The sequence below is a fragment of the Lactococcus sp. UBA7128 genome (assembly GCF_002492185.1).
Taxonomy (GTDB): domain Bacteria; phylum Bacillota; class Bacilli; order Lactobacillales; family Streptococcaceae; genus Lactococcus; species Lactococcus muris.
The window spans coordinates 1-6,171 of sequence record NZ_DKXK01000004.1; the positions used below are offsets into that span (position 1 = coordinate 1).

At 39.5% G+C, this 6,171-nt stretch carries 5 protein-coding genes; all 5 read right to left on the reverse strand.

What is annotated here, in order from left to right:
• Positions 1 to 55: 55 nt before the first annotated feature.
• The 5 genes from mraY to B4H39_RS00680 all read right to left on the reverse strand — a co-directional run bounded on the left by mraY (position 56) and on the right by B4H39_RS00680 (position 6,089).
• Complete coding sequence (mraY, locus tag B4H39_RS00660; RefSeq protein ID WP_251420847.1) at positions 56 to 1,048, reverse strand: phospho-N-acetylmuramoyl-pentapeptide-transferase; 993 nt, start codon at positions 1,046 to 1,048, stop codon at positions 56 to 58.
• 90 nt (positions 1,049 to 1,138) lie between these two features.
• Entirely contained in the window at positions 1,139 to 3,436 is a 2,298-nt protein-coding gene (locus tag B4H39_RS00665) for a penicillin-binding transpeptidase domain-containing protein (RefSeq protein ID WP_251420849.1), read from the reverse strand.
• Positions 3,433 to 3,813, reverse strand: coding sequence for a cell division protein FtsL (locus tag B4H39_RS00670; protein WP_202230475.1), 381 nt, complete (start codon positions 3,811 to 3,813; stop codon positions 3,433 to 3,435). The genes B4H39_RS00665 and B4H39_RS00670 overlap by 4 nt, the downstream gene beginning before the upstream one ends.
• Before the next feature lie 43 nt (positions 3,814 to 3,856).
• Entirely contained in the window at positions 3,857 to 4,798 is a 942-nt protein-coding gene (gene rsmH, locus B4H39_RS00675) for a 16S rRNA (cytosine(1402)-N(4))-methyltransferase RsmH (protein WP_251420851.1), read from the reverse strand.
• Positions 4,799 to 4,919: 121 nt separating this feature from the next.
• Positions 4,920 to 6,089: a peptidoglycan bridge formation glycyltransferase FemA/FemB family protein gene (locus B4H39_RS00680; RefSeq protein ID WP_251420853.1), complete on the reverse strand. Its 1,170-nt coding sequence runs from the start codon at positions 6,087 to 6,089 to the stop codon at positions 4,920 to 4,922.
• Positions 6,090 to 6,171: the final 82 nt, after the last annotated feature.

Here is a 6,171-nt window from a genome sequence, read left to right on the forward strand (position 1 = left end):
AAATGGCAATAGATTTTTCATCTAGAGCCACAAAGTTTACAGAGCACTGTAATTTTTATATGTTGAAATAAATAAGAAGGGCTAAGAGAGACAGGACTGCCGTAACAGTCCAAAACACGATATCAATCTTCCACTCGCTCCAACCCTTTCCTTTGCCCGAAAATCCACCAAGTTCAAAGTGGTGATGAATGGGGGTCATGCGGAAAATACGTTTCCCATGTGTCAACTTAAAGTAAGAGACCTGCATCATGACGGAGACTGTTTCTAAGATGTAGATAAAACCAATCAGAAGAAGGGACCACTCTGCATGCAGCAGGATGGAAATCATGGCAATAAAACCACCAAGGGCTAGACTTCCAACATCTCCCATAAATATCTTCGCAGGCTTGTGATTGAAAATAAAGAAAGCAAGTAAGCCACCAATAACAGATAAGAGGATAAGAAGTACATCATACCGTCCCTGCGCAACAGCTATGACAGCATAGGCACTTAAAGAAATAGCAACCGTGATACTTGCTAAACCATCGATACCGTCTGTAAGATTCACAGCGTTTGACCAGCCAACGAGCCAGAAAATAATGAAAATGGCAAAGAACCAGCTCAAATCAATTTTCCAGCCCAGAATATTGAGAACATTTGTACTGTCTACTTGCATCAAAATCAAATAAGAAACGATACCCGTAGCGATTTGTGCTATAAGTTTGTGGCTGGCTTTGAGACCCCCATGATTTTTTTGACTAAAGACTTTCATGAAGTCATCTAAAAAACCAATCAGCGCGTACATTGCTAAAACCCACCATGCTGTAATAAACATGGGTGTGAATTGGCCAAAGGTGAGAGCGAAGACGGCTGAAACGAGGAGCGCTGAAACGACAAATACCAGCCCTCCCATCGTTGGTGTACCTGCCTTACTGGCATGTTGTTTTACTTCTTCAAGCGTGGGTTGTCCCCCAAGTTTTTTCTTGTGAAAAAACATAATAAAGCGTGGAATTCCAATCATGGTTAAAACCAGCGCAACTAGAGCTGCTAAAAATGCAGTGATTAACATAGTGCCTCCGACTGTTACTTGGAAACTTTGTTTCCTTTTTTATAGTTAGAGCTTTCCTAGCTCAAAATTGAAAGAGGCGAAAAATTTCGCCTAATTCATTGTCACTGTGATTGTTTGATTATCTTTAAGTTTGGTTCCCATCACTACACTTTGTGTGTTAACATGGTTACCAGAACCTTGATATTCGACTTTCAAGTTATACCATTTGGCCAGCTGTTCAACTTGCTCTTTAGACCATTTGAACATATCGGGCATGAAGTGATCCCCATCAGTGAGGAGCATGACAGGTGAATTTGCCTTGACTTCTTCACCTTTAGGTACAGATTGGTCAGTTATTTTCGTCCCTTGACCTATAACGACCGGTGCTAAAAGATTACGACGGAGCTCATCTGAAATCTTACCAGGTGCTTCCCCTTCATAATTTCCAATAGTAACTTTACCCTCTTTTAAATTAGCCATATCTGATGCAGCTGCATCCTGATTCTTGATTTGTTCTGCCCGTGTCATCAATGGGTTGGCAACATCTGAAATGTAAGTCAACGACCAAGGATTTGACGGAATTTTAATATTCATGTAGAAGATAAAGTCGGGATTTTCTGGTGGATACATGGCTACAGCAGAATAAATATTGTCTTGCATGCCTTTAAGATATCCTCCCGTTTCTGATGCAATTTGTGCTGTCCCTGTCTTCACAGCCATAGTATTCCCATTAACCATAAAGAGTGGACCAGGAGAATGTCCTTGCGATTCGGTAGTGAGATAAGAAGTTCCCCATGTTGGATCTGTGTTAACACCAACCATTAAATCTTTTGTTTTGTTCACAGCATTTTCAGAAACTGGTCGCCCAATCACTTCTGTCTGATTTTTCAAATAAGTGTTGTTGTCTTTATTTACAATCCTATCAACAATGTGTGGCTCAAGCATTACGCCTTTATTGGCGAAACTGGTCCAACCACGCAAAAGCTGGATTTGAGTTGTACTGATCCCTTGTCCAAATGAAGATTGGACTTGAGATACTGGATTACTGTCGTCAGGAAGTGAGCCGAACTGCTCTCCGCCCATACCGATACGTGTAGGTATACCAAATCTAAAACGACGCAAATAGCTGTCCCAGAGATTATTTCCCATATTTTGGACAATTCGTGTCATTCCTGTATTACTTGACATCATGAAGCCTTCAGCGAAGGTAACTGTGGATGGTAATTTAAAGCTGCCATCTTCAGTCTCATTGGCATCCCAGTCATTAATTACAACATCGTATAAGTTTACACGGCGATAGTAAGAAGCATTCAAGTCCACCTTATTACTATCCAAAGCTGAGGCCATGAGGAAAGTTTTCATGACTGATCCAGGTTCAAACTGCGACTGATAAAGCATACTATTTTCCGTAAAATGCGGCTGTTCCCGCGTTGCCTTATCATTAAAGTTATTGGAGCTAAAAGTCGGGCGTTGCGTTGTGGCTAAGATATCTCCTGTATGCGCATCCATCAGTGTAGCTGAGAGCTGCTGACCTCCAGACCTTTTCACGGCTTCATCCATGAGTGTTTCTAGAGTGCTTTGCAAACGTGCATCCAAGGTTGTATAAATATCCTGACCATTTTTGACTGGTTTGCTTACTGTTGTTGTTCCAGGTAAAGGACGGCCATAACGATCTTTTTCATAAGTTTCTTCGCCATTGCTGCCACTCAAGATATCGTTAAAGGAAGCCTCTAAGCCATTAATACCAACCAAACCTGAGTTTGGATCACCTGGTGTTTTCTGTTGCGCAATACCAATAAACTGTGAAGCATAATTAGGTTCTGGGTTTGAGCGCGTCACATTGGCTGTGAAACCAATCCCGACTATGCCTGCATCTGCCGCATCCTTTTTCATCTGCTCCATCTTAGCCAGAGGAATTTTGGTTCCTGCCGATCCAAATTGGACTTGTGCTTTACCTGAATTTAATTGTTGTTCAATGAGTTTTTTGTCAATCCCCAACTCTTTATTTAGAAATTCTGTAACTTTTGGGAAGTCTGCCTTATCTACATAGAGCTTATTGTTGTTGTTGTCAACTTGTGCTTTATCAAGGACCGCATAAACAGTGTAATCACTGGCATCTACAGCCAGAGGGACACCATTTCTGTCGAAGATTGTTCCACGTTTAGCATAGACAGTGGTTGTATTTAAATAATTCGTTTTGGCCATTTCGGAGAGGTTGACACCACCGATTTCGTTCACTGTAATAATCCAGACAAAGCGGAATATAAAAATCGCAAACAGAGCAATAGCTACCAAAAATAGACTTTTACCTACACGTTTACGATTTTCTTCAGGCCTTTGATGGCTTTTTTTCGCTTTTTTCGAAATACGTCTGAAAGGAAGGGTAATTATTCGAAAAATATTTTTCATTTTGTCGCTTTCAATACATTATCAGAGTTGTAGGAGATACCATGGTCATCTATAACTTTTTGAAGTTTGTCTTGAGAGGTGAGCTCCTGAATTTTCTGATCATATTCAGAATTTTTTTGTTCTTTAGCAGTAATCTGACTGTTATAGTGCAGAGTTCTACTTTCTACTTCTTGCGTTTTAGTTTGGATGAAGAGCTGAGTAACTGCCAGAACTAATGCGACAATTACCATAGAGAGATAAAATACTTTTTCAACTCCAGAAAAGCGTTTAAATTTTTTAGCTAAAACTTCTGGTGCCAATGAATCTTTTGAAATTGCATAGCTGTCCTTTTTGGCTGCTGTTTCAATATCAAAATATTCTTTAGGTTGTGCGGCCATATTTTTCTCCCCTCTCTAATTCCATACTTATTTTTTTCAGATGTTAATTTCTTTGTTTTTCTGCTACACGAAGTTTAGCACTGTGCGCACGGTTGTTAAGCTTAAGTTCTTCGTCACTTGCAAGAATCGGCTTGCGATTGACCAGTTTTAGTTTGGCTTCCATATCTTTTGGAAGCAGCGGCAATCCTTTAGGGACATTAACGGTGCTGTATTCTTTAAAAATTGTTTTGGTCAAGCGATCTTCTAAAGAATGAAAGGTAATCACGCTGATCCGTCCGGAAACGTTAAGCAAATCAATTGCTTCTTCTATTGACTCCTCTGCTGCTCCAAGCTCATCATTCACTTCAATTCGAATTGCTTGAAAAATGCGTTTAGCTGGATGTCCTTTTTTCTTAAGTTCTTTTTGTGGAAGTGCAGACTTGATGATGTCTGCCAATTCCGTTGTCAACTCAATAGGTCTAAGCTTACGGGCTTGTTCAATCTTTCGCGCCACCTGCTTTGAAAACTTTTCCTCACCATAACGGTAAAAAATTCGGACCAAATCTTCATAAGGGTAATCATTGACCACCTCATAAGCAGACAGTGCCTGAGACTGATCCATTCTCATATCTAAACGCGCTTCTTTTTTGTAGGAGAAACCACGCTGGCTGTCATCAAACTGTGGACTAGATACACCTAAATCATAGAGTATACCGTCAATTTTTGTAATCCCCTGCTCTCCTAACTTTGAGCGCAAGTAGCGGAAATTACTTTTTATCAGAGTAACTTTGTTCTCATCCAAAGCCGTTTTCAGACGAACTTTAGCATTTTCATGCGCTGCATCATCCTGGTCAAAGGAATATAGATGCCCTGTTGTCAACTTACTCAAAAGATATTCACTATGTCCTGCCCCTCCAAGGGTTGCATCAACATAGATGCCATCAGGTTTAACCTCAAGCATATCAACAGTTTCGTGTAGCATTACAGTGTCATGCTTGAATTCCATGTTTACAAGTTTACAGGCAAAAAGCCCCTTCCTTCCCTAATAGCTAATATTCATTATAACATTTTTCTCGAAAATGTGTAGTAGTTTACAACCTATTGTAAACTTTTTTTCTTGCTGCCCCTCAATGCTTTGTTTTCTGGCGCTTGTACAGTGCATTTGCCATTTTATAAAGGAGTTTATTTACGGGTAAGTCAAATTCACCTACGTATTCTTCAATTCGTGGATTAAAATGCTTTTTAAATTTCAAGAGTCCATCTTTTTCTGAAAGAGAATTTTCTAGTCCCCCCATATTCAGTGTGTTTGCTCCATTTTTGAAGGCATGTTGTATCGTTTCAAACCATACTAAGTACGAAGGGTAATATTTTTGAAATGCAGTATCTGTTCCTGCATAAAGTGTCTCTGCTGCACCAAAAGCATTGATAGACAAGGTTCCTGCTACAGGAATGATTTCTCCTTTTTCAGCAATGAAGGCTGAAATATCAGAAATGTTTTTTTCAGCAATTGCAAGTTCTTCACTTAAAACTTTGAGACGTTTTTCATTTTTGGCTTTTGTTTGATTAGCCTTAATTTTTGCCACGTTGACTTCCATATCTTTTTTAACTTTAGCCATATCAAATTTCACCAAAGTTATAAAAGCATCTGAGCCATAAGTGTCCAAAAGTTTGGTGTAATAATCTGCGTCACGAAGGTTCACATTCTTACGTGCCTCAGTTTTTTTCATTAATTCAGCAAAAGCAGGAACTAACTCCTTTCCACCAAAAACAATTTCTGGATAAGAATTTCGGGCCTTGCGAATAAATTGACGTGTTTTTTTGTCCAGAGTTTCTTCTGAAAAATCTTCCCTATAAATGACCGCATTGTAACGCGGTTGGATCGTATCATGCATCTCTGTCGTACGTCCAGTGTATTCCACACCAGAATTTGTTAAATTTGTCATGATATCATAGGCGTCATCAAATTTGTAGGCAGGATCAAATTTGATAAAAAGTGCTCTTTGACTTTTACCAAATTTCCTTAATTCTAACAAAACAAACTTTAACAAAGCTTTATCTGTGTAATCCATCAAAATACCACGTGGAATATACAGCATTGTAAAACCAAGTGGAAGAGGTCGAATCAAGACCATACTGCTCGCAACCAATTCATCCTCTTGATAAAATCCAATGATTTCTGATTTCCAGCTGCTCTTGATTGTGGCCCATTTTGAAGTTTGTAAGAGGTTTGGCATGCCGGAGGCAGCAACAAACTCATCGTGAAGGTGAGCGTCAAGCCCAATTTTTACTGTATACATACTTTTATTCTATCAAAAATTATTAAAAAAAACAGGCTCAGCTTGAGCCTGTGCAAACAACTGGGGTAGCTGGATTCGAACC